At 61.4% G+C, this 23,358-nt stretch carries 24 protein-coding genes and 1 other RNA gene; 14 read left to right on the top strand and 11 right to left on the bottom strand.

The window, feature by feature from the left end:
* Positions 1-22 precede the first annotated feature (22 nt).
* Positions 23-439: a ferric iron uptake transcriptional regulator gene (gene fur / locus BLT89_RS02725; protein ID WP_090192978.1), complete on the bottom strand. Its 417-nt coding sequence runs from the start codon at positions 437-439 to the stop codon at positions 23-25.
* Positions 440-534: 95 nt separating this feature from the next.
* On the opposite strand from fur, the gene BLT89_RS02720 reads away from it, so the two are divergent.
* Positions 535-1,044, top strand: coding sequence for an outer membrane protein assembly factor BamE (locus BLT89_RS02720; RefSeq protein WP_090192977.1), 510 nt, complete (start codon positions 535-537; stop codon positions 1,042-1,044).
* A gap of 54 nt (positions 1,045-1,098) precedes the next feature.
* Here BLT89_RS02720 and BLT89_RS02715 read toward each other — a convergent pair whose 3' ends face one another.
* Both BLT89_RS02715 and BLT89_RS02710 read right to left on the bottom strand, forming a co-directional pair.
* Positions 1,099-1,419: an RnfH family protein gene (locus BLT89_RS02715; RefSeq protein WP_090192976.1), complete on the bottom strand. Its 321-nt coding sequence runs from the start codon at positions 1,417-1,419 to the stop codon at positions 1,099-1,101.
* Positions 1,412-1,846: a type II toxin-antitoxin system RatA family toxin gene (locus BLT89_RS02710; protein WP_090192975.1), complete on the bottom strand. Its 435-nt coding sequence runs from the start codon at positions 1,844-1,846 to the stop codon at positions 1,412-1,414. Before BLT89_RS02710 ends, BLT89_RS02715 begins: the two co-directional genes overlap by 8 nt.
* 148 nt (positions 1,847-1,994) lie before the next feature.
* On the opposite strand from BLT89_RS02710, the gene smpB reads away from it, so the two are divergent.
* The 5 genes from smpB (at position 1,995) to modC (ending at position 5,516) form a co-directional block, all read left to right on the top strand.
* Positions 1,995-2,462, top strand: a complete 468-nt coding sequence (gene smpB / locus BLT89_RS02705) for an SsrA-binding protein SmpB (protein ID WP_090192974.1) — start codon at positions 1,995-1,997, stop codon at positions 2,460-2,462.
* 84 nt (positions 2,463-2,546) lie between these two features.
* Positions 2,547-2,933: a transfer-messenger RNA gene (gene ssrA / locus BLT89_RS02700) on the top strand.
* Positions 2,934-2,998: 65 nt separating this feature from the next.
* Complete coding sequence (gene modA, locus BLT89_RS02695; protein WP_090192973.1) at positions 2,999-3,745, top strand: molybdate ABC transporter substrate-binding protein; 747 nt, start codon at positions 2,999-3,001, stop codon at positions 3,743-3,745.
* Positions 3,746-3,750: 5 nt separating this feature from the next.
* Positions 3,751-4,434, top strand: a complete 684-nt coding sequence (gene modB / locus BLT89_RS02690; RefSeq protein ID WP_090192972.1) for a molybdate ABC transporter permease subunit — start codon at positions 3,751-3,753, stop codon at positions 4,432-4,434.
* Positions 4,431-5,516, top strand: a complete 1,086-nt coding sequence (gene modC / locus BLT89_RS02685) for a molybdenum ABC transporter ATP-binding protein (RefSeq protein WP_090192971.1) — start codon at positions 4,431-4,433, stop codon at positions 5,514-5,516. The genes modB and modC overlap by 4 nt, the downstream gene beginning before the upstream one ends.
* Here the strand turns inward: modC and BLT89_RS02680 are convergent.
* On the bottom strand, positions 5,491-6,969 hold the full coding sequence (locus BLT89_RS02680; RefSeq protein WP_090192970.1) for a flavin-containing monooxygenase: 1,479 nt from the start codon (positions 6,967-6,969) through the stop codon (positions 5,491-5,493). The two genes, modC and BLT89_RS02680, sit on opposite strands and share 26 nt — an antisense overlap.
* Positions 6,970-7,158: 189 nt before the next feature.
* Positions 7,159-7,947 carry a gamma-glutamyl-gamma-aminobutyrate hydrolase family protein gene (locus tag BLT89_RS02675; protein ID WP_090192969.1) on the bottom strand — a complete coding sequence of 263 codons (789 nt, stop codon included), beginning with the start codon at positions 7,945-7,947 and terminating at the stop codon, positions 7,159-7,161.
* Positions 7,948-8,052: 105 nt separating this feature from the next.
* Between BLT89_RS02675 and BLT89_RS17535 the strand changes: the two genes are divergently transcribed.
* The 5 genes from BLT89_RS17535 (at position 8,053) to BLT89_RS02655 (ending at position 10,667) form a co-directional block, all read left to right on the top strand.
* Positions 8,053-8,250: a hypothetical protein gene (locus BLT89_RS17535; protein ID WP_157718769.1), complete on the top strand. Its 198-nt coding sequence runs from the start codon at positions 8,053-8,055 to the stop codon at positions 8,248-8,250.
* Positions 8,251-8,488: 238 nt separating this feature from the next.
* Complete coding sequence (locus tag BLT89_RS02670; protein ID WP_090192968.1) at positions 8,489-8,965, top strand: LEA type 2 family protein; 477 nt, start codon at positions 8,489-8,491, stop codon at positions 8,963-8,965.
* A 60-nt stretch (positions 8,966-9,025) separates the two neighbouring features.
* Complete coding sequence (locus BLT89_RS02665; RefSeq protein WP_090192967.1) at positions 9,026-9,736, top strand: rRNA pseudouridine synthase; 711 nt, start codon at positions 9,026-9,028, stop codon at positions 9,734-9,736.
* Positions 9,737-9,788: 52 nt separating this feature from the next.
* Positions 9,789-10,250, top strand: a complete 462-nt coding sequence (locus BLT89_RS02660; protein ID WP_090192966.1) for a YehS family protein — start codon at positions 9,789-9,791, stop codon at positions 10,248-10,250.
* A 75-nt stretch (positions 10,251-10,325) separates the two neighbouring features.
* Positions 10,326-10,667: a zinc ribbon domain-containing protein YjdM gene (locus BLT89_RS02655; protein WP_090192965.1), complete on the top strand. Its 342-nt coding sequence runs from the start codon at positions 10,326-10,328 to the stop codon at positions 10,665-10,667.
* Between the two features lie 64 nt (positions 10,668-10,731).
* Here the strand turns inward: BLT89_RS02655 and BLT89_RS02650 are convergent, their stop codons facing one another.
* From BLT89_RS02650 to BLT89_RS02640, 3 genes are all read right to left on the bottom strand, one after another.
* The gene (locus BLT89_RS02650) at positions 10,732-11,490 is read right to left on the bottom strand and encodes a gamma-glutamyl-gamma-aminobutyrate hydrolase family protein (protein ID WP_090192964.1); all 759 of its coding nucleotides are present in this window, start codon (positions 11,488-11,490) and stop codon (positions 10,732-10,734) included.
* A 258-nt stretch (positions 11,491-11,748) separates the two neighbouring features.
* Positions 11,749-13,245, bottom strand: a complete 1,497-nt coding sequence (locus tag BLT89_RS02645) for a CoA-acylating methylmalonate-semialdehyde dehydrogenase (protein ID WP_090192963.1) — start codon at positions 13,243-13,245, stop codon at positions 11,749-11,751.
* A gap of 152 nt (positions 13,246-13,397) precedes the next feature.
* The gene (locus BLT89_RS02640) at positions 13,398-14,741 is read right to left on the bottom strand and encodes an aspartate aminotransferase family protein (protein WP_090192962.1); all 1,344 of its coding nucleotides are present in this window, start codon (positions 14,739-14,741) and stop codon (positions 13,398-13,400) included.
* 175 nt (positions 14,742-14,916) lie between these two features.
* Here BLT89_RS02640 and BLT89_RS02635 point away from each other — a divergent pair, with 175 nt between their 5' ends.
* From BLT89_RS02635 to BLT89_RS02625, 3 genes are all read left to right on the top strand, one after another.
* Positions 14,917-15,837 (top strand): LysR family transcriptional regulator, encoded by a 921-nt coding sequence (locus tag BLT89_RS02635; RefSeq protein ID WP_090192961.1) that lies wholly within the window; start codon positions 14,917-14,919, stop codon positions 15,835-15,837.
* A gap of 102 nt (positions 15,838-15,939) precedes the next feature.
* Positions 15,940-17,133, top strand: a complete 1,194-nt coding sequence (gltS, locus tag BLT89_RS02630) for a sodium/glutamate symporter (protein ID WP_090192960.1) — start codon at positions 15,940-15,942, stop codon at positions 17,131-17,133.
* A 2-nt stretch (positions 17,134-17,135) separates the two neighbouring features.
* Complete coding sequence (locus BLT89_RS02625; protein WP_090192959.1) at positions 17,136-18,605, top strand: TAXI family TRAP transporter solute-binding subunit; 1,470 nt, start codon at positions 17,136-17,138, stop codon at positions 18,603-18,605.
* A 121-nt stretch (positions 18,606-18,726) separates the two neighbouring features.
* Here the strand turns inward: BLT89_RS02625 and BLT89_RS02620 are convergent, their stop codons facing one another.
* The 3 genes from BLT89_RS02620 to BLT89_RS02610 form a co-directional block, all read right to left on the bottom strand.
* Complete coding sequence (locus BLT89_RS02620) at positions 18,727-21,831, bottom strand: efflux RND transporter permease subunit (RefSeq protein WP_090192958.1); 3,105 nt, start codon at positions 21,829-21,831, stop codon at positions 18,727-18,729.
* Positions 21,828-22,994, bottom strand: coding sequence for an efflux RND transporter periplasmic adaptor subunit (locus BLT89_RS02615; protein ID WP_090192957.1), 1,167 nt, complete (start codon positions 22,992-22,994; stop codon positions 21,828-21,830). The genes BLT89_RS02620 and BLT89_RS02615 overlap by 4 nt, the downstream gene beginning before the upstream one ends.
* A 93-nt stretch (positions 22,995-23,087) precedes the next feature.
* Positions 23,088-23,306, bottom strand: a complete 219-nt coding sequence (locus BLT89_RS02610) for a heavy-metal-associated domain-containing protein (protein ID WP_269457170.1) — start codon at positions 23,304-23,306, stop codon at positions 23,088-23,090.
* Positions 23,307-23,358 lie beyond the last annotated feature (52 nt).

The following is a 23,358-nucleotide window of genomic DNA, read 5'->3' as shown; positions in this document are numbered from 1 at the left end:
GCAGACACGCATCAACAATGCGTCAGGCATCTTTTTTTCGCGACTTGCGCACATACAGCACCAGATTGTGCTCGACCAGTTCGAAGCCGTGCTGTTTGACAATTTCCTTCTGCCGACGCTCGATCTCGGCATCCATGAATTCGATCACCTCACCGGTATCCACACAGACCATGTGGTCATGATGGCCGCCATCGGCCAGCTCAAACACTGCATGACCACCATCAAAATTGTGCCTGACTACCAGACCGGCGCTCTCGAACTGGGTCAAAACCCGGTATACCGTCGCCAGACCAACGTCTTCCTCGGCCTCCATCAGCGCCTTGTAGACATCCTCCGCACTCATGTGCCGTTGTCCGGCAGATTCGAGCAATTGAAGAATCTTCAGCCGGGGCAGGGTCACCTTCAAGCCGGCTTTGCGCAGTTCAGTATTTTCAGCCATGAATTGGTTTCTCGCAGGATGCTGCTTCGCAGCTCCGTCTAATGCAGGTATGATCGGTTCTCAATTCCCGCCAAGATAGTGGAAGTCACTCTCCGATGCAAAACACCAAACGCCTGCTGAGCCTCATCAGCCTGATCGGCGTGACCGCTCTAGCCGGCTGCGTTTACAAAATCGACATCCAACAGGGCAACATTGTCACCCAGGACATGGTCGACAAGCTGCGCCCCGGCATGAGTCGCAGCCAGAGCCACTTTGCACTGGGCACAGCACTGATTCAGGACACCTTCCACCCCAACCGCTGGGATTACATCTATACCATCCAGCCGGGAGGCGGGAAGCGCCTACAAGAGCAGGAAACCCTGTTCTTCAGTGATGCCGAACAACTTTCCGGGCTTTCCGGTGACTTTGTGCCGGGCATGGGCGACCAGGCGGTGATCCTCAGTGACTCGACCATCACCACCATTGATGAAAAAGCTGTCGAACAGCCCGCCCAGCAGGAAAAGGCCAAGCCTGGCTCGCTGGAGGAACAGCTGCAAATCGAGGTGGACACCACCGAGGTGATCGAAGTTCCTACACCGGAACCGCTCGAAGAAACGCCCCAGTAACCAACACTTCCCACAAAAAAGCCCGGCTCGCCGGGCTTTTTTGTGGGTTCGCCATCACTCTGCCGGGGTTTCTTGCCGGGCTTTGGCCGCCTTGGCCGCACGCTGCTTGCGCACTTCTTTGGGATCGGCAATCAAGGGCCGGTAAATTTCCACCCGCTCGCCCTCTTCAAGCACGCGCTCCTCCGGCTTGGCTACCGCCTTGCCAAAAATCCCCAGCGGGCTCTGCGTCAGATCAAGCCCCGGAAAATAGCTGTCCATTGCCGAACGGATTGCCGCTTCGCGAACTGTTGTTCCGGCCGGCACACTCAGCTTCAGCAGCTTCTGCTTGTCTGGCAGGCCATATACAACCTCTACCGCTATATTGCGCTTATCCATGGAGCTGCTTAGCCCTCTGACAGAATGCATCGACCAGCGTATTGGCGGCCTGAGTGAACAAGGGCCCCAGCGTTGCCTTGACCAGCGGACCGGCATACTCGAAAGTCAGGTCGAGGCTGATCTTGCAGGCCTTTTCTCCGAGCGCCTTGAACTCCCAGATACCATGCAGATCGGTGAACGGCCCTTCGCGCAGGCTCATTTCGATGCGACGTCCCGGTTGCAGGTTGTTTTTCGTCAGAAAGCGCTGACTCACGTTGCCCTTGGCAACAGTCAACGCAGCCAGCATGTGCTCGTCATCCTGCTCCAGCACCTCGCCAGCAGCACACCAGGGCAAGAACTGCGGATAAGCCGGCACATCATTGACCAGATCAAACAGCGCCTGTGCCGGATAAGGCAACAACGCCGAACGCTGTATGTGGGTAGTCATAATCCTGCCAGTTCCTCTCCATGCAACAAGCACCTGCAGCGCCGGCACCTGTTTTCCAGCTGCGCATTGTCCGGTATTCAGGCAACCCGCTCAAGGCGCAAGCTACGGCATAGCCTGCCGGCAGCGTAACCCCTATAATGCGCCGCCTATGAGCAAGCAGAAGAAACACCCGCAGGGCACCATTGCCCAAAACAAGAAGGCCCGCCACGACTACTTCATCGAGCACAAGTTCGAGGCAGGTATGGTTCTGGCTGGCTGGGAAGTCAAAAGCCTGCGCGCTGGCAAAGCCCAGCTGGTCGACAGCTATGTACTGCTGAAAAATGGCGAAGCCTGGCTGATCGGCTGCCACATCGCCCCGCTGACCACCGCCAGCACCCATGTCATCGCCGATCCGCTGCGCACACGCAAACTGCTGTTGAACAAGCGCGAACTGGAAAAGATAACCACCGCCGTGCAGCAGAAAGGCTTTGCCTGCGTAGCACTGGCGATCTACTGGAAGCAGCATCTGATCAAGTGCGAGATCGGTCTGGGCAAGGGCAAGAAGGAATACGACAAGCGCAACACCGAGAAGGAACGCGATTCCGACCGCGAAGTCGCGCGCGCCATGCGCCACTGACCGCCAGTCAGATAACGCGAGCTGATCGACTGCAGGGAACCTTTAACGTACACTGCTGGTCGTAGTACCGACCACGACAGTTTTGGGGCCGATTAGGATTCGACGCCGGTGATGAAACTCGAGGGGCATGCCGAGTTGGTAACAGAACTCGTAAATCCACTGTTGCAAAATCCATAATTGCCAATGACGACAATTACGGTGCGCAACTAGCTGCGTAAGCAGCCAAGTGCCACTTCTGGTAGCTTCGGCTCCAGCAATCATCAGGGGATGTCTGTAAACCCGAAATGATTGTCAGATAGAACAGAATCGCCGTGCAGTACGTTGTGGACGAAGCGGCTAAACATTACACAACTCGCCCAAAGCACCCTGCCCGTCGGGCGGCCAAGGGTTAACTCAGTAGACACGGCTAAGCATGTAGAACCGACAGCGGAGTACTGGCGGACGGGGGTTCAAATCCCCCCGGCTCCACCAAAAACAGCACAAAGCCCCGTACTCCGGGGCTTTGTGCTTTCTGAAACTGAATTTTGGAACACGTTATGCGACGACTGCTGGCCGGGTTGATCAGCCTCTTCTGTTTTACTTCCAGCACTTATGCAGCGGAAGTCAGCGTCGCTCTGGCAGCGAACTTCAGCGCACCGATGCAAAAAATCGCTGCGGCTTTCGAGCAGGACACCGGTCACAAGGCCGTGCTCTCCACGGGTGCGACCGGCAAATTTTATGCGCAGATCCGCCATGGCGCCCCCTTCCAGCTACTTCTGGCTGCCGACCAGACCACTCCCGAGCGCCTTGAGCGTGAAGGCCTGGCAGTAGCCGGCACGCGCTTCACCTACGCGATTGGCCAACTGGTGCTGTGGAGCACAGAGCCGGGACTGGTCGATGCCGAAGGTGCCGTGTTGCGCTCGGAGCGGTTTACGCGCATCGCCCTGGCTGACCCCAAACTGGCACCCTACGGTGCCGCCGCGCTAGAGACACTCGACAAGCTCGGTCTGCGGCAGCAACTGCAGAGCAAATTCGTGCAGGGCGAGAACATTGCCCAGACCTACCAGTTTGTTGCCAGCGGCAACGCGCCGTTGGGCTTTGTCGCGCTGTCGCAGGTATTTGCCGACGGCCGGATCCGCGAGGGCTCGGCCTGGATCGTGCCTGCCGAACTGCACAGCCCGCTGTTGCAAGATGCAGTGATCCTCAAGGCCGGCGCGGACAATCCGGCAGCGCTGGCACTGGCAGATTATTTGCGCGGGGAAAAGGCACGCAGCATCATGCAGTCCTACGGATACGGATTCTGACCACCATGCCGCTCAGCCCCGAGGCATTGCAGGCAGTCTGGGTAACGCTGCAACTGGCCAGCCTGACCACCCTGCTGTTACTGATTATCGCGACGCCCCTGGCCTGGTGGCTGGCCCACACCCGCTCGGTCTGGCGCGCGCCGGTGGGCGCACTGGTGGCGCTACCGCTGGTGCTGCCGCCGACCGTACTCGGCTTTTACCTGCTGGTGGCACTCGGCCCGCATGGCCCGCTGGGCCAGCTGACCGTGGCGCTGGGCCTGGGCATCCTGTCTTTCACCTTTTCCGGGCTGCTAGTGGGCTCGCTGATCTTTTCCCTGCCGTTTGCCGTGCAACCTCTGCAGCATGCGTTTCAGGCACTGGGCAGGCGCCCCATGGAGGTCGCCGCCACCTTGCGCGCCAGACCACTGGATGCGTTTATCAGCGTGGCGCTGCCGATGGCGCTGCCCGGCTTTATCACCGCAGCCATTCTGACCTTTGCGCATACCGTGGGCGAGTTTGGCATGGTGTTGATGATCGGCGGCAATATCCCTGGCAAGACCCAGGTGGTGTCCACCCAGATCTACGGCTACGTCGAAGCCATGGAGTACACCCAGGCCCACTGGCTGGCCGGCAGCATGGTGCTGTTCTCCTTCGCCGTATTGCTCGGTCTGGGCCTGCTCAACCGGCGCAACCTGCGGGTCATGCCATGAGCGAACACCTCAACCGGATCAGGCTGAGCCTGGCACGTCCCGACTTCGAACTGGCGGTGGACCTGGCCCTCCCCGCCCACGGCATCAGCGTACTGTTCGGTGCTTCCGGCTCCGGCAAAACCAGCCTGCTGCGCTGCGTTGCCGGTCTGGAACGAGCAAGCAACAGCCTGGTGCGGATCAACGGCGAAGTCTGGCAGGACGATCAGGCCGGTCTGTTCCTGCCGACCTGGCGCCGCCCGCTGGGTTACGTGTTCCAGGAAGCCAGCCTGTTCGAGCACCTTGATGTGCAGGGCAACCTGCACTACGGGCTGCGCCGCAACCAGTCAGCGGCAGCCACTGGCGCACTGCAGGACGCGATCGAACTGCTCGGTATCGGCAGCCTGCTCCGGCGGCGCAGCCACCAGCTGTCCGGCGGCGAACGGCAGCGGGTGGCGATCGCCCGCGCCCTGGCCACCAGCCCGCGCTTGCTGCTGCTCGACGAACCGCTGACTGCGCTGGATTACAGCCGCCGCCAGGACATCCTGCCGTGGCTGGAAAAAATGCGCGACGAGCTGAAAATCCCCATGCTCTACGTCACCCACTCCGCCGATGAAGCCGCGCGCCTGGCCGACCAGCTGGTGGTACTGGAGCGCGGACAGATCAAGGCTGCTGGCGCGGTTGCCGAAGTCCTCTCGGCCAGCGCCAGCCCCCTGGCTCACGGCGAGGACGCCGGGGCACTGCTGGAGGGCCAGATCAGTCAGCGCGACCGGCAATGGCATCTGGCCTGCGTGCGTTTCGCCGGTGGCAGTCTGTGGTTGCGCGACAGCGGTGTGCCGCTGGGGAAAAAAGTGCGGCTGCGGGTAATGGCGCGCGATGTCAGCATTGCCACCGAAGAACCGACCCGCACCAGCATCCAGAATCATCTGCCCTGCGTGATCGAATCGGTCAGTGCCGACAACCACCCATCACAGGCCTTGCTCCGCCTGCGTTGCGCTGAATCCATCCTGCTGGCGCGGGTGACCTGGCGCGCCGTTGACGCCCTGGGCCTGCATGCCGGCCAGTCAGCCTGGGCGCAGGTCAAATCGGTGGCGCTGGTCGAGTAGCCGGCGCCGCCACTGGCTCGCTGAAGCGCAACACGCCGTCGTCCAGTTTCGAGAACCTGAACAGCAGCAGATCTTTTATGTAGTTCTGATACAGCCGCCAGGGCAGGCGCGTGCCCTGCCTGGGCAGCCGGTCGCGGGCGCGCATGACATAACCGGAGGTGAAGTCCAGCCAGGGCAGCGGTTGCATGTGCGGATCATCCAGTTGTGGCGTGACGATCGGTTTGTGGCTGGCCTGCATATGATTGAGCAGGCGGCACAGGTATTCGCCGGAGAGGTCGGCCTTGAGCGTCCACGACGCATTGGTGTAGCCAAAGGCCACTGCCAGGTTCGGCACCCCGGAAAACATCATGCCCTTGTAGCCGAAGGTATCGGCCAGATCGACCTCACGCCCGTCGACGCGCACCTGCATGCCACCGAGCAGCAACAGCTTGAGTCCGGTGGCACTGACGATGATGTCGGCCGCCAATTGCTCCCCGGACTGCAGGCGAATGCCCTCCGGCGTGAAGCTATCGATCGGCCCGGTGACCATGCGCGCCTTGCCGGAGCGCAGTACCTGGAACAGGTCACTGTCGGGCACCAGACACAAACGCTGCTGCCAGGGCCGGTAATTCGGGGTGAAGTGCTTCTCCACTTCAGCATCCCCCAGCTCCTTGCGCAGCATGTCCAGCAGGCGTTCTTTGAATTTTTCCGGACGCAGGCGTGCCAGGTTGAAATAGAACATCTGCAGCAACACATTGCGCCAGCGGATCAGCTGATAGGCCAGCATGGCCGGCAAGTAGCGGCGCAGACGGTTGGCCAGCCGGTCTTGCGCCGGGCGCGACACCACATAGGTTGGCGAACGCTGCAGCATCACCACTTCCTGTGCCTCGCGCGCCAGATTCGGCACCAGCGTCATGGCCGTGGCGCCGCTGCCGATCACCACCACCCGCTTGCCCCGGTAATCCAGCCCTTCGGGCCAGTGCTGCGGATGCACGAACTGCCCGGCAAATTGCTCGCGGCCGGGAAATTCCGGGGTGTAGCCTTCGTTGAAGTCGTAGTAGCCGGAGCACATGTAAAGAAAGTTGCAGGAAAACTGCACGGTTTTGCCGGCATGCTGCACCTCCAGTGTCCAGCGCGCGGTCGTGGAATCCCAGGCGGCTGCACAGACCTTGTGCTCCAGGCGCAGCCGCTCGCGCAGCTGATGTTCACTGATGGTTTCGTCGAGATAGTCGAGAATCGCTGCGCCATCGGCGATCGCCTTGCCCTGCGTCCAGGGTTTGAAGTTGTACCCCAGGGTGTACATGTCACTGTCGGAACGGATGCCGGGATAGCGGAACAGGTCCCAGGTGCCACCGATGGCCGCGCGACTTTCGAGGATCAGGTAACTGCGCTGCGGGCTGTGCTTGCACAGATGGACCGCCGCGCCTATCCCGGAAATTCCGGCACCGACTATCAGCACATCAACATGTTCCATCCTGGACACCTCGCCCCTGTAAATTTGATCCGCCAGCCGGATGTCTGCGAACTGTATACAGCACCGCTGTGCCGCGCATCAGCAGCAGACGATTGTGGCCGGATCGACCTGCGACAAAACCGATTCACCGCCAGACCGGCATGAAAAAGGCCGCACATGGCGGCCTTGGGGACACAACAGGCGCAGAACTTACTCGTCGTGCTGTGCCGCTCTGGCGCGACAGGCATCGCCGAACGCCTTATAGATCTTTACCGAAAACGGGTTCTCGGCAGCCTGCCATTCCGGATGCCATTGCACCGCGAGGGTGAACTGCGGCACTTCAGGCAGATGAATCGCCTCGACCAGGCCGTCAGGTGCATGCGCCAGCGGCTCCACCCCGCGTCCGAGATTCTTCAGTGCCTGGCCATGCAGCGAGTTGACCATGATCGACGGCTGCCCGAGCAGATCGGCAAACCAGGTGCCCGGCACCATGTTGATCGCATGGCTTTCCCCGTACTGGATCTCGATTGCATCATCGCCGTCTTCACGGTGATCCATGAAGCCCGGCTGGGTGTAGGCCTTCTGATAAATATCACCGCCGAGCGCCACGTTCATTTCCTGCATGCCACGGCACACCGCAAAAATCGGCAGGCCGCGCTTGATCGCGGCATGGATCAGCGGCAGATCAAAATTGTCGCGATCCTTGTCCTGGGCTTTTTTCGGCGTCATGTTTTCCTGACCATACAAGGCCGGATCGATGTTCGAGCCGGCACCGGTCAGGTACACACCATCCGCCAGGTCCAGATAGGCATCCAGGTCTTCGATGCCACAGCAGGTAGGTGCCAGCACCGGTACGCAATCGGAAATATCGGTAATCGGCAGGATGTATTTGTGGGTCATCACCTGATAGGGATGGCCGTTGCGCTCATAGGTACCCATGCTCATAAGCACTACCGGTTTGCGGCGGGTCTTGGCGGTTTTTGCAGTGTTGTCGGACATACGTCACCTTGGAGGGCAGACAGGCTCTGCCATTATTTTTCCGGAAGTCCGGACAACCGGACTACCTTCATACATACGTACCCGAATCGGCCGGAAGGATCGCGCATGACCGTTACCGGCATGCGGGCAGAAACCTGTCACCTTCGGGTTGAAGAAATGCCACTACCTGCAGTAAAGCCTGAAACTGCGAATCACGGCATTCCCATGGCAAATGCTTGCCGACCTGCAGTCTGCCAAATGGGCAAAATATGTCAAATAAATAAAACAGCCGCGCTCACCACCAGTGGCAATACACCCGCATGATTACCTGTAAAACGGCTTCCTCAAGCAGAGCGATCCGCTCGATAGTTCTATATTTTTTACATGCATCCGTGTCATGCGCTGCAATAAATCTAGCCCGGGCAGCACCCGTAGCGGCCGGCAGCGGTTGCATAGACCGCATGAATGATCGACGCTGTGTGCAGTCCCCCGTTCTTGCCGGCCAGCCTCACGCAACTGCCCGTTTGAGCAGAACCCGCCGACGCCCTTATGGAGCTACCGCATGTCATCCAGCAGCATTTCTCTGCGCTACCTTACGGGCTTGTGCCTTGTGTTGCTGCTGGCTGGCTGCAGCAGCCTGAGCTCCCGCGACCCGCTGAATATCGACGTCGCCGGTATCGAGCCATTGCCCGGCCAGGGCATGGAGATGCGTTTCAATCTGACCCTGCGCGTGCAGAATCCGAACGACAGCGCCATCGATTACGACGGCATTGCGCTGGAGATGGAGATCAACGATCAACCACTGGCCACCGGCGTCAGCGACCAGAAAGGCCAGGTGCCCCGCTTTGGCGAAAGCCTGATCAAGGTACCGCTGACCATCTCGGCCTATTCGATATTGCGCCAGGCCATGGGCGCCAGCACCCTGCAACCTGGTCAGGAAATCGGCTATGAACTGCGCGGCAAGCTCGGTGGCGGCTTGTTCGCCGAGCGCTTCACCGCCAGCGGCAAACTGGACTGGCCACAACCGGCCCGTCCCTGAAGCCGCCACGAGGCTGCACGGGGAGGTACAATGCGCTCCCCACTTTGCCCGGCAAACGCCATGACCGACCCAATCCGCCTGTCCAAACGCCTGATCGAACTGGTCGGCTGCTCCCGTCGCGAAGCCGAACTGTACATTGAAGGTGGCTGGGTGACGGTAGACGGCACGGTAGTCGAGGAACCGCAGTTCAAGGTGCTCGATGAAAAGGTCGAGCTGCTGCCCGATGCCGACCTGAGCAAGGCCGACCCGGTCACCCTGCTGCTCAACCTGCCCGTGGCGGCAAACCCCGACACGGCCCTGCAGCTGATCAGTCCGGCCAGCCTGTCCAGCGAACACCGTGAAGGTACCCGCCCGCTGAAAGGCCACTTCGCCCGACTCGACAGCGCCCTGCCACTGCAGAGCGGTGCCGGCGGCCTGCTGGTATTTACCCAGGACTGGCGCACCCTGCGCAAACTGACCGACGATGCCGGCAAGCTGGAGCAGGAGTATGTGGTCGAGGTCAGCGGTGAAATAGCGCCGCACGGCCTCAACCGGATGAATCAGGGCCAGCTGTACAAGGGCCAGAGTCTGGCGCCGGTCAAGGCCAGCTGGCAGAGCGAAAATCGCCTGCGCCTGGCGGTAAAGAACCCGGCTCCCGGTCTGATCGCCAATCTGTGCGCCAGCGTTGGCCTGACGATTATCAGCATGAAGCGCCTGCGAATCGGCGGCGTCTCCCTGCGCAAGATGGATCCCGGCCACTGGCGCTATCTGGCCGCCGGCGAAAAATTCTGACCCACTTTCATGACCGGCTACGCATCCGTGGCCACTGTAACCAGGGAATCCCATGCTCAATAACGATGTACTGCGCAGCCTGCGCTTCATGCTCGACATCAGTGACGCCAAAGTCGCTGAAATTGCCGCTCTCGGCGGTCTCGAAATCAGCAGCAAGAGCATCAGCAGTTTTCTCAAGAAGGAAGACGAGGACGGTTACACGCTGTGCAGCGATGAAGTTCTGGCACACGTTCTCGATGGTCTGGTGATCTTGCGCCGAGGCCGTGATGACAGCCGTCCGGCACCGGCCATCGAACTGCCGATGACCAACAATATCGTGCTGAAAAAGCTGCGCGTGGCCTTCGAACTCAAGGAAGACGACCTGCACGAGACTCTGCAGGCTGCCGACTTCCCGGTATCCAAGCCGGAACTCAGCGCACTGTTCCGCAAGGCCGGGCATCACAATTACCGCCTGTGCGGCGACCAGTTGCTGCGCAACTTTCTCAAGGGTCTGACCCTGCGCCTGCGTAGCTGAACAACACCCGCGCCGAAGCACAAAAGCCTTTTCCACCCAGCGGCCGACCAGAATGGCCAACACCGAGGATCTACCGTGAGTACTTTGCCACCCTGCCCCAAATGCCAGTCCGAATTCACCTACGAAGACGCCGGCCTGCTGATCTGCCCGGAATGCGCCCACGAGTGGTCTGCCACGGAATCCGGCAACGCGACAGAGGACGCCAAGGTGATCCGCGACGCGGTCGGCAACGTGCTGCAGGACGGCGACACCATCAGCGTGATCAAGGACCTCAAGGTCAAGGGCTCGTCACTGGTGGTCAAGGTCGGCACCAAGGTCAAGGGTATCCGCCTGTGCGACGGCGACCACGACATCGACTGCAAGATCGATGGTATCGGCGCGATGAAGCTGAAATCGGAGTTTGTGAAGAAGGTCTGAACCGCACTGCCGACCGACAACCAGAACCCGTCGCTCGACGGGCTCCCGGTTTTGCTGCAACGATTCAGGCTTGCTTCTGCGCCTGATACGCCTGCGCTGCATCATGAAACGCCTGCAGCAGCGTGTGGTACTGCGGGTTTTCCCAGTAGCGATATTCCGGATGCCATTGCACGCCCACGGCAAAGGCTTTGGCGTCGCTCACGCTGAGTGCTTCGATCTGCCCGTCTTCGGCCACGGCCTCGACCTGCAGGCCCTCGCCCAGGCGATCAATGCCCTGCCCGTGCAGCGAGTTGACCGCCACCTCGCGTTCACCCAGTAGCCGGTGCAGCAGTCCGCCCTCGGTCAGGGTGACGTTGTGCATCGGCCCGTAGGCCACGTCATCCGGCACGTCCTTGACTTCGCGGTGATCCAGCCGGCCGGGTACGGCATGCACTTCGCGGTGCAGGGTGCCGCCGAACAGTACGTTCATTTCCTGCACGCCCCGGCAGATACCGAGCAGGGGAATACCGCGCTCGATACAGGCACGCATCAGCCGCAGCACCGTGGCATCCCGCGGTTTGTCGGCCAGCCCCAGACCGGGATGATCATCGTTGTAAAAGCTCGGGTGCAGATTGGACAGTGAGCCGCCGAACATGATGCCGGAGACGCTATCCAGCACGAAATCCAGATCCAGCTGATCGCCGAAGGCCGGAATCATCAGCGGAAAAGCGCCGTAGCCGGTGACTGCGCTGATGTACTTTTCACCGACCAGGTGAAACCAGCCAATGTCACGGTCAGTCAGTTGCCAGCGGCATAACGGCAGGCCAATCAGGGGTTTTGTCATAGCAAGTCCTCTTCACAAGTAGTTGAAGTGGGCTGCCCTTGGGAGAGCGGGCTTGCGGCTCACATCAAGCGTGAACCCGCTCACCCAAGGGGTGCCGTAACCGGCCAGGCCGGGCACTGCACCAATGCCGCGCCCGCGCGGCTGGTTGTACTGTGCAAGCGCATGGCTGACGGGTAGCGCTGTGCGCCAGTCATCCCGCAAGCCGGGCCTTGCAGCAAAAAAAGGGGCTGATCTTGCGACCAGCCCCGGGGGTATTACTCAGCTGTTACTGGGGAAGGCAAACTGCGCCGCCTCATGGCTGGCGCGCTGCGGCCAGCGCTGGGTGATGGTCTTGCGCTTGGTGTAGAAACGCACACCGTCCGGACCGTAGGCATGCAGGTCGCCGAACAGCGAACGCTTCCAGCCGCCGAAGCTGTGGTAGCTGACCGGTACCGGCAGCGGCACGTTGACGCCGACCATGCCCACTTCGATCTCGTCACAGAACAGCCGCGCCGCTTCACCGTCACGGGTGAAGATGCAGGTGCCGTTGCCGTACTCGTGCTCGTTGATCAGCTGCATGGCTTCTTCCAGGCTGTTGACGCGCACGATGACCAGCACCGGGCCGAAGATTTCATCGGTATAGATGCTCATCTGCGGAGTCACCCGGTCAAACAGGCAGCCACCGAGGAAGTAGCCGTTTTCGTTGCCGGCTACCGACAGACCGCGACCATCGACCACCAGCTCGGCGCCTTCGGCCACCCCGGCATCCACGTAGCCACGCACCTTGTCGCAATGGGCACGGGTCACCAGTGGGCCCATGTCCAGACCGGCGGAAGTACCGGCACCGATTTTCAGTGCCTTGATCTTCGGTGTCAGCTTGGCAATCAGGGTGTCGGCCACCTGGTCACCCACGCAGACCGCTACCGAGATCGCCATGCAGCGCTCGCCGCAGGAGCCATAAGCGGCGCCCATCAGGGCATTCACCGTGTTGTCCATATCCGCATCGGGCAGGATCACCGCATGGTTTTTCGCGCCGCCCAGAGCCTGCACGCGCTTGCCGCGCCTGGTGCCTTCGCTGTAGATGTATTCGGCAATCGGCGTGGAGCCGACGAAGCTCAGGGCCTTTACTTCGGGCGCCTCGATCAGCGCATCCACCGCGTCCTTGTCACCGTTGACCACGTTCATCACGCCCCTGGGCAGACCGGCTTCCAGCAGCAGACTGGCGATCAGCAGGGTCGAACTCGGGTCACGCTCGGACGGCTTGAGGATGAAGCAGTTGCCGCAGACGATGGCCAGCGGGTACATCCACAACGGCACCATGGCCGGGAAGTTGAACGGGGTGATGCCGGCGACCACGCCCAGCGGCTGGAAGTCGCTCCAGCTGTCGATGGCCGGGCCGGCGTTGCGGCTGTATTCGCCCTTGAGCAGCTCGGGGGCGGCGCAGGCGAACTCGACGTTTTCGATACCGCGCAGCAGTTCACCGTGGGCGTCTTCGAGGGTCTTGCCGTGCTCTTCGCTGATCAGCGCAACGATCTTGTCCTTGTTCTCTTCCAGCAACTGCTTGAAGCGGAACATCACCTGCGCACGCTTGGCCGGTGGTGTGTTGCGCCAGGCCGGGTACGCGGCCTTGGCGGCATCGATGGCCAGTTGCATGGTGGCGCGATCGGCCAGTTCGACTTCACGCACGGCGGCGCCGATGGAGGGATTGAAGACCTGGGCGGTGCGGCCATTGGTGGAAACGGTTTCGCCGTTGATCAGGTGGGCGATGCTAGTCATGGGCTTCTCTCTATCAATTGAATTCTGGGTCAAGCGTCTCGTCCCGCAACGGGTTCCCACGCGGAGCGAGGGAACCATCGATGCCTGTAGGAGCGGGCTTGCCCGCGAAGCTGTTCGCGGGCAAGCCCGCTCCTGCAGAAGAAACTTGATCGTTAGTCGAGGCTGTTCAGCGTTTCACCGACCGCATTGAACAGCGTGTCCAGCTGCTCGGGCCTGGTGTTGAAGGTCGGGCCAAACTGCAGGGTGTCGCCGCCGAAGCGTACGTAGAAGCCGGCTTGCCACAACTTCATGCCTGCTTCGAACGGGCGGATCACCCCGTCGCCATCGCGCGGGTTGATCTGGATGGCGCCGGCCAGGCCGCAGTTGCGGATGTCCAGCACATGTTTGCTGCCTTTCAGGCCGTGCAGTTTTTCTTCAAATACCGGTGCCAGTGCCGCGGACTGCTCGAGCAGGTTGTCGCGCTTGAGCAATTCAAGACTTGCCAGACCGGCGGCGCAGGCTACCGGGTGGGCCGAGTAGGTGTAACCGTGACCGAACTCGGCCATGTGCTCGGGCATGGCCTGGTTCATGAAGGTGGTGTAGATCTCGCTGGAGGCGATCACCGCACCCATCGGAATGGCCCCGTTGGTGACCTGCTTGGCGGTGTTCATGATGTCCGGAGTGACGCCGAAGTATTCGGCACCGGTCCACTTGCCCATACGGCCGAAGGCGGTGATCACTTCATCGAAGATCAGCAGGATGCTGTGCTGCGTACAGATTTCGCGCAGGCGCTGCAGATAGCCCTGCGGCGGGACCAGCACGCCGGCCGAACCGGCCATCGGCTCGACGATCACCGCGGCGATGTTCGATGCGTCATGCAGTTCGATCAGCTTGAGCAGTTCGTTGGCCAGCTCGACGCCGCCGGTCGCAGCCATCCCTCTGGTATAGGCCAGGTGCGACTGCAGGGTATGTGGCAGGTGATCGGCATCCATCATCTGGCCGAACATCTTGCGGTTGCCATTGATGCCGCCGAGGCTGGTGCCGGCGATATTCACGCCATGGTAGCCACGGGCGCGACCGATGAATTTGGTCTTGCTTGGCTGGCCCTTCAGGCGCCAGTAGGCACGCGCCATTTTCACCGCAGTATCGGCACACTCGGAACCGGAGTCGGTGAAGAACACATGGTCCAGCCCTTCGGGGGTCAGCTCGGTGATTTTCTCAGCCAGCTGAAACGACAGCGGATGGCCGTACTGGAAGGCCGGCGAGTAATCCAGGGTGCCCAGCTGTTTGGCCACGGCTTCCTGGATCTCCTTGCGATTGTGCCCGGCACCGCAGGTCCACAGCCCGGACAGGCTGTCAAAGATGCGCCGGCCCCTTTCATCAATAAAGAAGTTGTCGTCGGCGCCGACGATGATCCGCGGATCACGCTTGAAGTTGCGGTTGGCGGAAAACGGCATCCAGTGGGCATCCAGCTTCAGTTGGCTGGAGATAAGCGGTGCGGTTTCTGGCATGGTCATTTTGGCAGTCTCGCGCTGGCGATGGAGTTTGTGTGGGAGCGGGCTTGCCCGCGAAGGCTGTCGAGTCCGTTCGCGACCAGGGCCGCTCCTACAGGTTCTTGCCATGCAAGTTGCCAGAGGTTTAAAGTCAGTAAAATCATGCTTTTTCAATCTTTAGTTTAGAGTTTTCCAAACAATGAGCAGCCGCCGCCCAGACCCGCTGGCCCAGGTCAGTGACTTTGATATCCGCCTGCTGCGCATCTTTCGCAGCGTGGTCGAATGTGGCGGCTTTTCCGCGGCCGAAACCAGCCTGGGTATTGGCCGCTCGGCAATCAGCCTGCACATGAGCGATCTGGAGCAACGCCTGGGCCTGCGGCTGTGCCAGCGCGGCCGGGCCGGTTTTGCCCTGACCGACGAAGGCCGCGAGGTCTATCAGTCTGCCCAGCAACTGCTCGGCGCGATGGAAACCTTTCGCACCGAGGTCAACGGTCTGCACCGCAACCTGCGTGGCGAGCTGAACATCGGCCTGACTGACAATCTGGTGACCCTGCCGCACATGCGCATCACCCATGCCCTGTCGCACCTCAAGGAGCAGGGCCCCGAAGTGCGCATCAATATCCGCATGAACCCGCCGGACGAGGTCGAGCAAGGCGTGCTCGGCGGCAGCCTGCATATCGGCGTGGTGCCGCAGGCTGGCGGGCTATCCGGGCTGGATTACCAGCAACTGTACAGCGAGCGCTCGCTGCTCTACTGCGCGGTCGGCCATCCGCTGTTTTATGTCGATGACGCGAAGCTTGAAGACGAGCGCCTGAATCAGCAGGATGCCATTGCTCCGAGCTTCCGCCTGCCCGCTGAAATCCAGCAGCACTACCAGGCGCTGCGCTGCACCGCCAGCGCCTCGGACCGTGAAGGCATGGCCTTCCTGATTCTCACCGGGCGCTTCATCGGCTATCTGCCTGATCACTACGCCGAGGCCTGGTTGAAAGAGGGCCGCCTGCGCGCGCTGAAACCCGCCGAGCGTTTCTACGACCTCAGCCTGGCGGCGGTAACCCGCCGCGGACGGCGTCCCAATCTGGTGCTGGAAAGCTTTCTCGAGGCGCTGGCCGGCACCAGCTAAAATCACTCGTCACAAACTGGCCAGTACAACTATGCTTAGCCTTCCGGATGGACACGCAGGCTTGTGCGTGAGCATCACCGCTTTTCATGCAAGGAGCCTGGCGTGACTCTACAACCGGTGGAAACCCTGCTGGCCGCAGCTCTGGTGCTATTACTAGGCCACCTGCTCAACCGCGTGATTGCCCCCCTGGCGCGCTACAACATTCCCGAGCCGATCAGCGGCGGCCTGCTGGTAGCAGTCCTGCTCGCCATAGCCGAACAGCTGAGTGACTTCAGCATCAGCTTTGACAACACGCTCAAGCCGATTCTGATGCTGTCGTTCTTTGCCGCTGTCGGCCTCTCCGCCGACCTCAGCCTGCTCGGCCAGGGCGGCAAGCGGCTGGTGATGTTCGTACTGGTGCTGATCCCCTTTCTGTTTCTGCAGAATGCCCTCGGCCTGCTGGCAGCGCTGGGCCTCGACATGCACCCGCTGATGGGGCTGGTCGGTGGCAGCATTACCCTGATCGGCGGCCACGGCACCGGCGCCGCCTACGCGCAGACCTTCGCCGAACAGCACAACATCCAGTCGATCCTTGAGCTGTCGATGACCTCCGCCACCATGGGGCTGGTACTCGGCGGTCTGGTCGGCGGCCCGCTGGCGCAATGGCTGATCAAGCGGCATAAATTGTCCGGCGGTGAAATAATCCCCGATGTGCCCAGCGATGCACACGACATCACCCATAACCCGATCGCTACCTACAGTTTCCTGCCGGTACTGTGCGCCACCCTGGCCGCGGTACTCGGTGGCCAGGCCCTGGCAAGCCTGTTCGCCGACAGCGGCGTTACCGTGCCCAGTTTCCTCTGGTGCATGCTGCTCGGCGTATTGATCCGCAATCTGGGCCGCCCGCTGGGGCTGCAACTCAACCTGAAGGCAATCGACTTCATTTCGTCAGTCAGCCTGTCGCTGTTTCTGGCCATCACCATGATGGCGTTGAGCCTGGTCAGCGTGGCCAGCATGGCCGGTCCGTTACTGGTGATCCTGCTGTTCCAGGTCGCACTGGTCATGCTATTCGGCGCGCTGCTGACCTTCCGCGCAGTGGGTCGCGACTACGAGGCCGCGGTCATGTCTGCCGCCTTCTGCGGCTTTGCCATGGGCGCGACCGCCACTGCAATCGCCAACATGCAGGCCATCACCCAGCGCTACGGACCGGCACCGCAAGCCTTTATCGTGGTGCCACTGGTCGGCGCCTTCCTGATCGACATTATCAACGCGGTGATTCTCACCGGCTACATTTCACTGTCCTGGGTGGGGGGTTGAACATGCCACGCATCATTCTGCTGGGCCTGTTCCTGTTGCTGGCCGCCTGCAGCCAGGGCCCTGACGCCGAGGCCCTGCGCAACGATCTGAACCAGCGCCTGGAGCAGACGCTCGGCCCGGACAGCGTCAGCATTACCGAATTTCGCCGGCAGGGCTCTGCCCCTGCCGCACCGGCCAAGGATGGCGCTGAACGGCGCGTGCTGTACTTTGACGCGACCCTGAAGCTGAACAAGGATCGGGACTTCTCCAGCTGGGACGTTCCCGGGGTTGCCAGTCTGGTCAGCCTGCTTGGCGCCGGGCCGCGCGGACTGAGCGGCATCGAGAGTGGTGGCAACCACGCCGGTGACCAGTTGCAGGTGCATGGCAGCATGATCTACCAGGACAGCCCCCAGGGCTGGCAGCTGCACGCCCCGCACGGCTTCAGCCAGCCGCCGACCGATGGCCCGGTGAGCGAAGAAGACAGCAGTCGCGAGCAGCTGATCAGTGCCATCTCCACCGCGCTGAACCTGTCTCCGGAGGGCAGCGGGCCGGAAGACCGCAAGATCATTGCCGAAGAAATGACCCGTTCGCTGAGCAGTATCGAAGGCCGCATCGCCCGCAGCCATAACGGCTTTGCCCTCGCTGGCGGCCCGGAAAGCGGGCAGTACAGCCGCTTTGCCAAAGCCCTGGCAAAACTGGCGAAGCAGCGCAAGATCATTATCCGGCCACTGCTTACCGACGGCGGCACGGTCAACCTGCAGATGCTCCGCGAAGGCACCGCTACACTGGCACTGTCGCAGAGTGATGTGGCCTGGCAAGCGTTCAACGGTATCGGCCCGTTTGCCGGCAAGGGCGCCTACGGCAGCTTGCGCGTGCTGGCCAACCTGTACCCGGAGCCGGTGCAGGTGCTGGTCAAGGCCGAAGGCGCCCAGCGCATCAGCGACTTGCGCGGCAAGCGCATCAACCTTGGTTTGCCGGGTTCGGCCTCGCGTGACACCGCACTGGCCGTGCTGGCAGCACATGGCCTGCAGCCGGAAGATTTTTCCGAAATCACCAGCCTGAACCTGCAGGCAGCGCTGACCGCACTGCGTGATGACAGGCTCGACGGCCTGATCCAGGTCATCGGCCTGCCCGCCGATGCTATCCGCGCCGCTGCTCAAGACATGCATCTGCGCCTGCTACCCCTCGAGGCCAAGGCGGTAGAACAGTTGCTGCAAAGCCGCCCCGGCACCCTGGCCTTCAACATTGCCAGCGGCAGCTATCCCGAACAGAAGCAAGCTGTCAGCACCCTGGCCGTCAGCAGCCTGCTGCTCTGCGATGCATCACTGGCCAGCAAGGAAGCCGAATCACTGGTCAAACTGATCCTCGAACCCAAGCTGTCGTGGCTGCAACTGGGCAGCATTCAGGGTGCGCAGATTTCACCTGCACATGCGCTGCAAAGCTACGGCTTGCCGTTGCATGACGGCGTGGCCCAGGCGGTAGAGTCCGAGTAGGCCGGGCCTCAGCCCGGCGCATATCGGCAGCATTGTATTGGTGGGCTGAAGCCCACCCTGCGGCCCGCCCGCCTTGCGACCTGGTTACACACAGCTTTTCGCAGGCTGGTGGCGAACAGCACTATCCCTTGTCAGCGCGACTGGTGAATTTCTCCACCAGCAGGAAGAACATCGGGATCAGGAAGGTCGCCAGCAAGGTCGCCGCCAGCATGCCGCCAATCACCCCGGTACCGATCGAATGCCGGCTGGCCGAGCCGGCTCCGCTGCTGATGGCCAGCGGCACACAGCCAAGAATGAAGGCCAGCGAGGTCATGATGATCGGCCGGAAGCGCAACCTGGCCGCATGCAGGGCAGCATCCAGGCGATTCATGCCGCGCTCGCGGCAGAGCACGGCAAATTCGACGATGAGGATCGCGTTCTTCGCCGACAGACCAATCAGGGTAATCAGCCCGACCTGAAAATACAGGTCGTTTTCCAGGCCGCGCAGCCACACCGCGAGCACCGCGCCGAACACCGCAAATGGCACCGCCGTTACCACCACCAGTGGCAGCGACCAGCGCTCGTATTGCGCCGCCAGAATCAGAAAGACCATGATCAGGCCGAATACAAAAGCCATGCTGCCCGAGCCCTGACTGGCAATCTCCTGATAGGCCGAACCGGTCCAGCCGATCGAGTAATCGTTGCCCAGCACTGCGTCGGCCACCTCCTGCACTGCCGCCAGCGCCTGGCCGCTGCTGTAACCATCGGCCGGGGCACCAATCAGCTTGGCCGACGGGTAGCCATTGAAGCGGGTATAGATATCCGGACCGAGAATGCGCTTGACCTTCACCAGTGTGGACAAGGGCACCAGCTCACCGCTTCGCGAGCGTACGTAAACCTGTGCCAGGTCTTCCGGTTTGCGGCGAAATTCGGCATCCGACTGCAGCGAAACCTGCCAGATACGCCCGGCCATGGAGAAGTCGTTGACGTAGTAGCTGCCAAAGGTCGACTGCATGGCAGTGAACACATCATTGACCGCCACCCCGAGAGCGCGTGCCCGGGTGCGGTCCAGGTCGATGTAATACTGCGGCACGTCGGCGTTGAAGGTGGTTTTCACACCGTTCAGTTCCGGACGCTTTTTCAACGCATCGAGCAACTGGTGGATCCTGACATCCATTTCTTCGGTACTGCCGCCATGCCGGTCCTGCACAAAGCCTTCAAAGCCGCCGGTAGTACTCATGCCGGTAATTGGTGGCGGATTGAACAGATAGATCGAACCGTCGGTCTGGTCTGCCGCCATTTCCTTGAACTCATCCACCAGATTGCGCGCATCCAGCGCCGCGCCGGGGCGCTCGCTCCAGTCCTGCAGCGGGATGAACGATACCCCCGAGTAACTGTTGGTGCCGGAGCTGAGAATGTCGTAGCCAGCGAAAGTGACCACGTCCTTGACCGCCGGATGGGCCATCAGCTTTTCGGTTACCGCACTGCTGACCTTGGCCGTGCGTGTCAGCGAGGCCGCCGGCGGCAACACATAACTGGCCAGCACGTAGCCCTGATCCTCGCTCGGGACCAGCGAGCCGGGCACGCGGGAAAACAGGCCAAAGGTCAGCGCAATCATCAGCCCGAACAGCACCACCCCGAGCAGACTGCGCTTGAGAAAGAACGCCACGCCGGCACCATAGGCCCGGGTCAGGCGCTCGAATCCCCGGTTGAACCAGCGAAACGGTGCCGCCGGCTCGCTGTGCCCCGGCTTGAGCAGCAGGGCACACAGGGCCGGACTCAGGGTCAGCGCGACAATCCCGGAAATCACCACCGAGATGGCAATGGTGATGGCGAACTGCCGATACATTTCTCCGGCCAGCCCACCGAGAAAGGCCACCGGCACGAACACCGCACAGAGCACCAGCACAATGGCGATGATCGGCCCCGTCACCTCATCCATGGCCTTGATCGCCGCGTCGCGCGGGCTGTGCTTTTCCGTGGCCATGATCCGTTCGACGTTTTCGATCACCACGATCGCATCGTCCACCACGATGCCGATGGCCAGCACCATGCCGAATAAAGTCAGCAGGTTGATGGAGAAGCCCAGCGCATACATGCCGGCAAAGGTGCCGACCAGCGACACCGGGATTGCCAGCACCGGGATCAGGCTGGCACGCCAGTTCTGCAGGAAGATGAACACCACCAGCACGACCAGCAGCAGTGCTTCGGCGAAGGTCTTGAGCACTTCCTCGATCGACACTTCAACAAAGCGCGTGGTGTCGTAGGGAATCTTGTAGGCCATGCCCTGGGGAAAGCGTTGTTCCAGGCGCTGCATGGCCTCCCGCACGCCAGCCGCGGTTTTCAGGGCATTCGCGCCCGGCTGCAGATAGATGCCGAACGACGCGTTGCGCTTGCCATTCAGCGTGGTGATCATGGCGTAATCCTGGGCACCCAGCTCGACGCGCGCGACATCCTTGAGCAGCAGGCTGGAACCATTCGGATTGGTCCGCAGAATCACATCCTCGAACTGCGCCGGCGACGTCATCTGACCCTGGGTGCTGACGATATAGGTGAAGTCCTGCTCTTCACGCAGCGGTTGCTGGCCGAAGCTGCCGGCAGCAAATTGCGAGTTCTGCTCGCGCAGGGCAGCCACCACATCGGCGGAGGTCAGTTGGTATTGCGCCAGCTTGTCGGGACGCAGCCAGATACGCATGGAGTAGTTCATCGAACCGAACTGGCGCGCATCACCCACGCCGGGCAGGCGCTTGAGTTCATCGATGACGTTGATCAGCGCGTAGTTGCTCAGCTGCAGCGGGGTCTGCGAATCATCCGGGGAATACAGCGTCACCACCTGCAGAATGTCCGAGGATTTCTTCTCGACATTCACGCCTTGCCGGCGCACTTCCTCGGGCAGTCTGGCCAGCGCCGCCTGCACGCGGTTGTTGACATCGATGGTCGCCTGCCCCGGGTTGCTACCGATCTGGAAATACGCTGACAGGCTGACCTTGCCGCCACCGGAGTAGGACACCAGATAAATCATGTCCTCCACCCCGTTGACGGCCAGCTCCAGCGGCGCCGAAACGGTTTCCGCCAGCACCTGCGCACTGGCACCCGGATAGCTGGCGCTGATGACTACCTGCGGCGGCAGGATCGCCGGATACTGCGAAATCGGCAGTTCGCGCATGGCCACCAGGCCGGCCAGCACGATAACAATGGAAACAACTGCGGAGAAAATCGGCCGGTCAATGAAGAAGCGCGAAATCACCGGCGCACCTCTTCGATCAGATGCTTGTTCTGCAAGGTATTGACCGTGGCTGCCTGCACCCGCTCATCCGGGTCGAGCTTCTGGCCGCCTTCGATCACCACCCGGTCACCGGCTTGCAGACCCGACTTGATCAGCCAGCGCCCCCCTGTGGTCGAGCCCAGCACCACCGGTTGCTGATGGGCAACGCCCTGCGCATCGACCACATAGACATACGGACCGGAAGCCTTCTGTGCCACTGCGCGTTCCGGCACGCTGATCGCCTGCCGGCGCACCAGACCACTGATGCGAATCCGCACAAATTGCCCGGGCAGCATTTTCTGCTGCGGATTGGGCATTTGCACCCGCGCACTGATACTGCCGGTACCGCGGTCGACCAGGCTGTCGGTAAAGTCGACGCGGCCCTTGAGCGGGTAAACCGTGCCGTCATCAAACAGCACTTCGACACTCAACTGGCTTTGATCGACATTGCCCAGCTGGCCACTGGCAAAATCCTTGCGCAAACGTGCGCCTTCGGAATCCTGCGGCAAGGCAAAGTTGACGTAGATCGGATCGAGCTGGGTCAGCTGGGTGAGCAGGCTGGCCTGCGGATCACCGGCGATCACCAGGCTGCCTTCGGAACGCGCTTCACGGCTGGTCATGCCACTGATCGGCGCCCTGACCGTGGTGTAATCGAGGTCGATCTGCCGCGATTGCAGCTCCGCTTCGGCGGCCTGCAGATTGGCCTTGCTCTGTTCGTAGGCAGATATCGAATTGTCCAGCTCACGCTCACTGGCAAAGCCTTTCTTCGACAGCGTACGCACCCGTTTGACATCCCGTTCGGTCTGCCGCAAGCGTGCCTGCTCCTGCGCCACTGCGGCCTTGGCCCGAGCCACCGCGGCCTGATACTGGCGCGAATCGATACGGAACATCACCTGGCCTTTTTCGACCCGTGCGCCCTCCTCGTAGGTACGCTCCTGCAGAATCCCGCTGACCTGCGCGCGCACTTCCACCTCGCGATAACCGGCCGTGCGCCCCGGATATTCCAGCAGGATCGGAATATCCTGTGGTTCGACCACTTCCACCTGCACCTGGGTTTGCGCAGCGGAGGACTCGTCAGCCTGACTCACGGAAACAGCGGCAAGCAGGCCGAAGAACAAGCCCGACGCAAACCTCAAGCAACGCATGCAACACTCCCGCTGGCCGAATTAGCGCAAAGCCATAGTCTAAAGCATCCGGTTGACGCCCGGTTACCGGCTGACGGCTGCGCCGGGAATGGCTCAGGCCTTGACGACGGTCGCCGGGTAGCCCTCTTCTGCCAGCACCCGCAACAACTCGGCTGCCGCTGCCGCACTGTTTACCCGTACCAGCCCAGCCGGTAGATCCACATCGATTCTGGCCAGTTGATCCCGGGCCTGCAGCGCGCGCGTGATGGCCGCCACACAATGCTGGCAGGTCATTCCCTCAACCCTGAACAACTGCTCGGTAGGCTTTTCCACTGCGATTTCCTCTTTTCGGGTAAACAGGTGACAAAGACTTGACCTTCCCATA

Source organism: Pseudomonas pohangensis (assembly GCF_900105995.1).
Classification (GTDB): Bacteria; Pseudomonadota; Gammaproteobacteria; order Pseudomonadales; family Pseudomonadaceae; genus Aquipseudomonas; species Aquipseudomonas pohangensis.
This window is presented reverse-complemented; position numbering and strand designations above follow the sequence as displayed.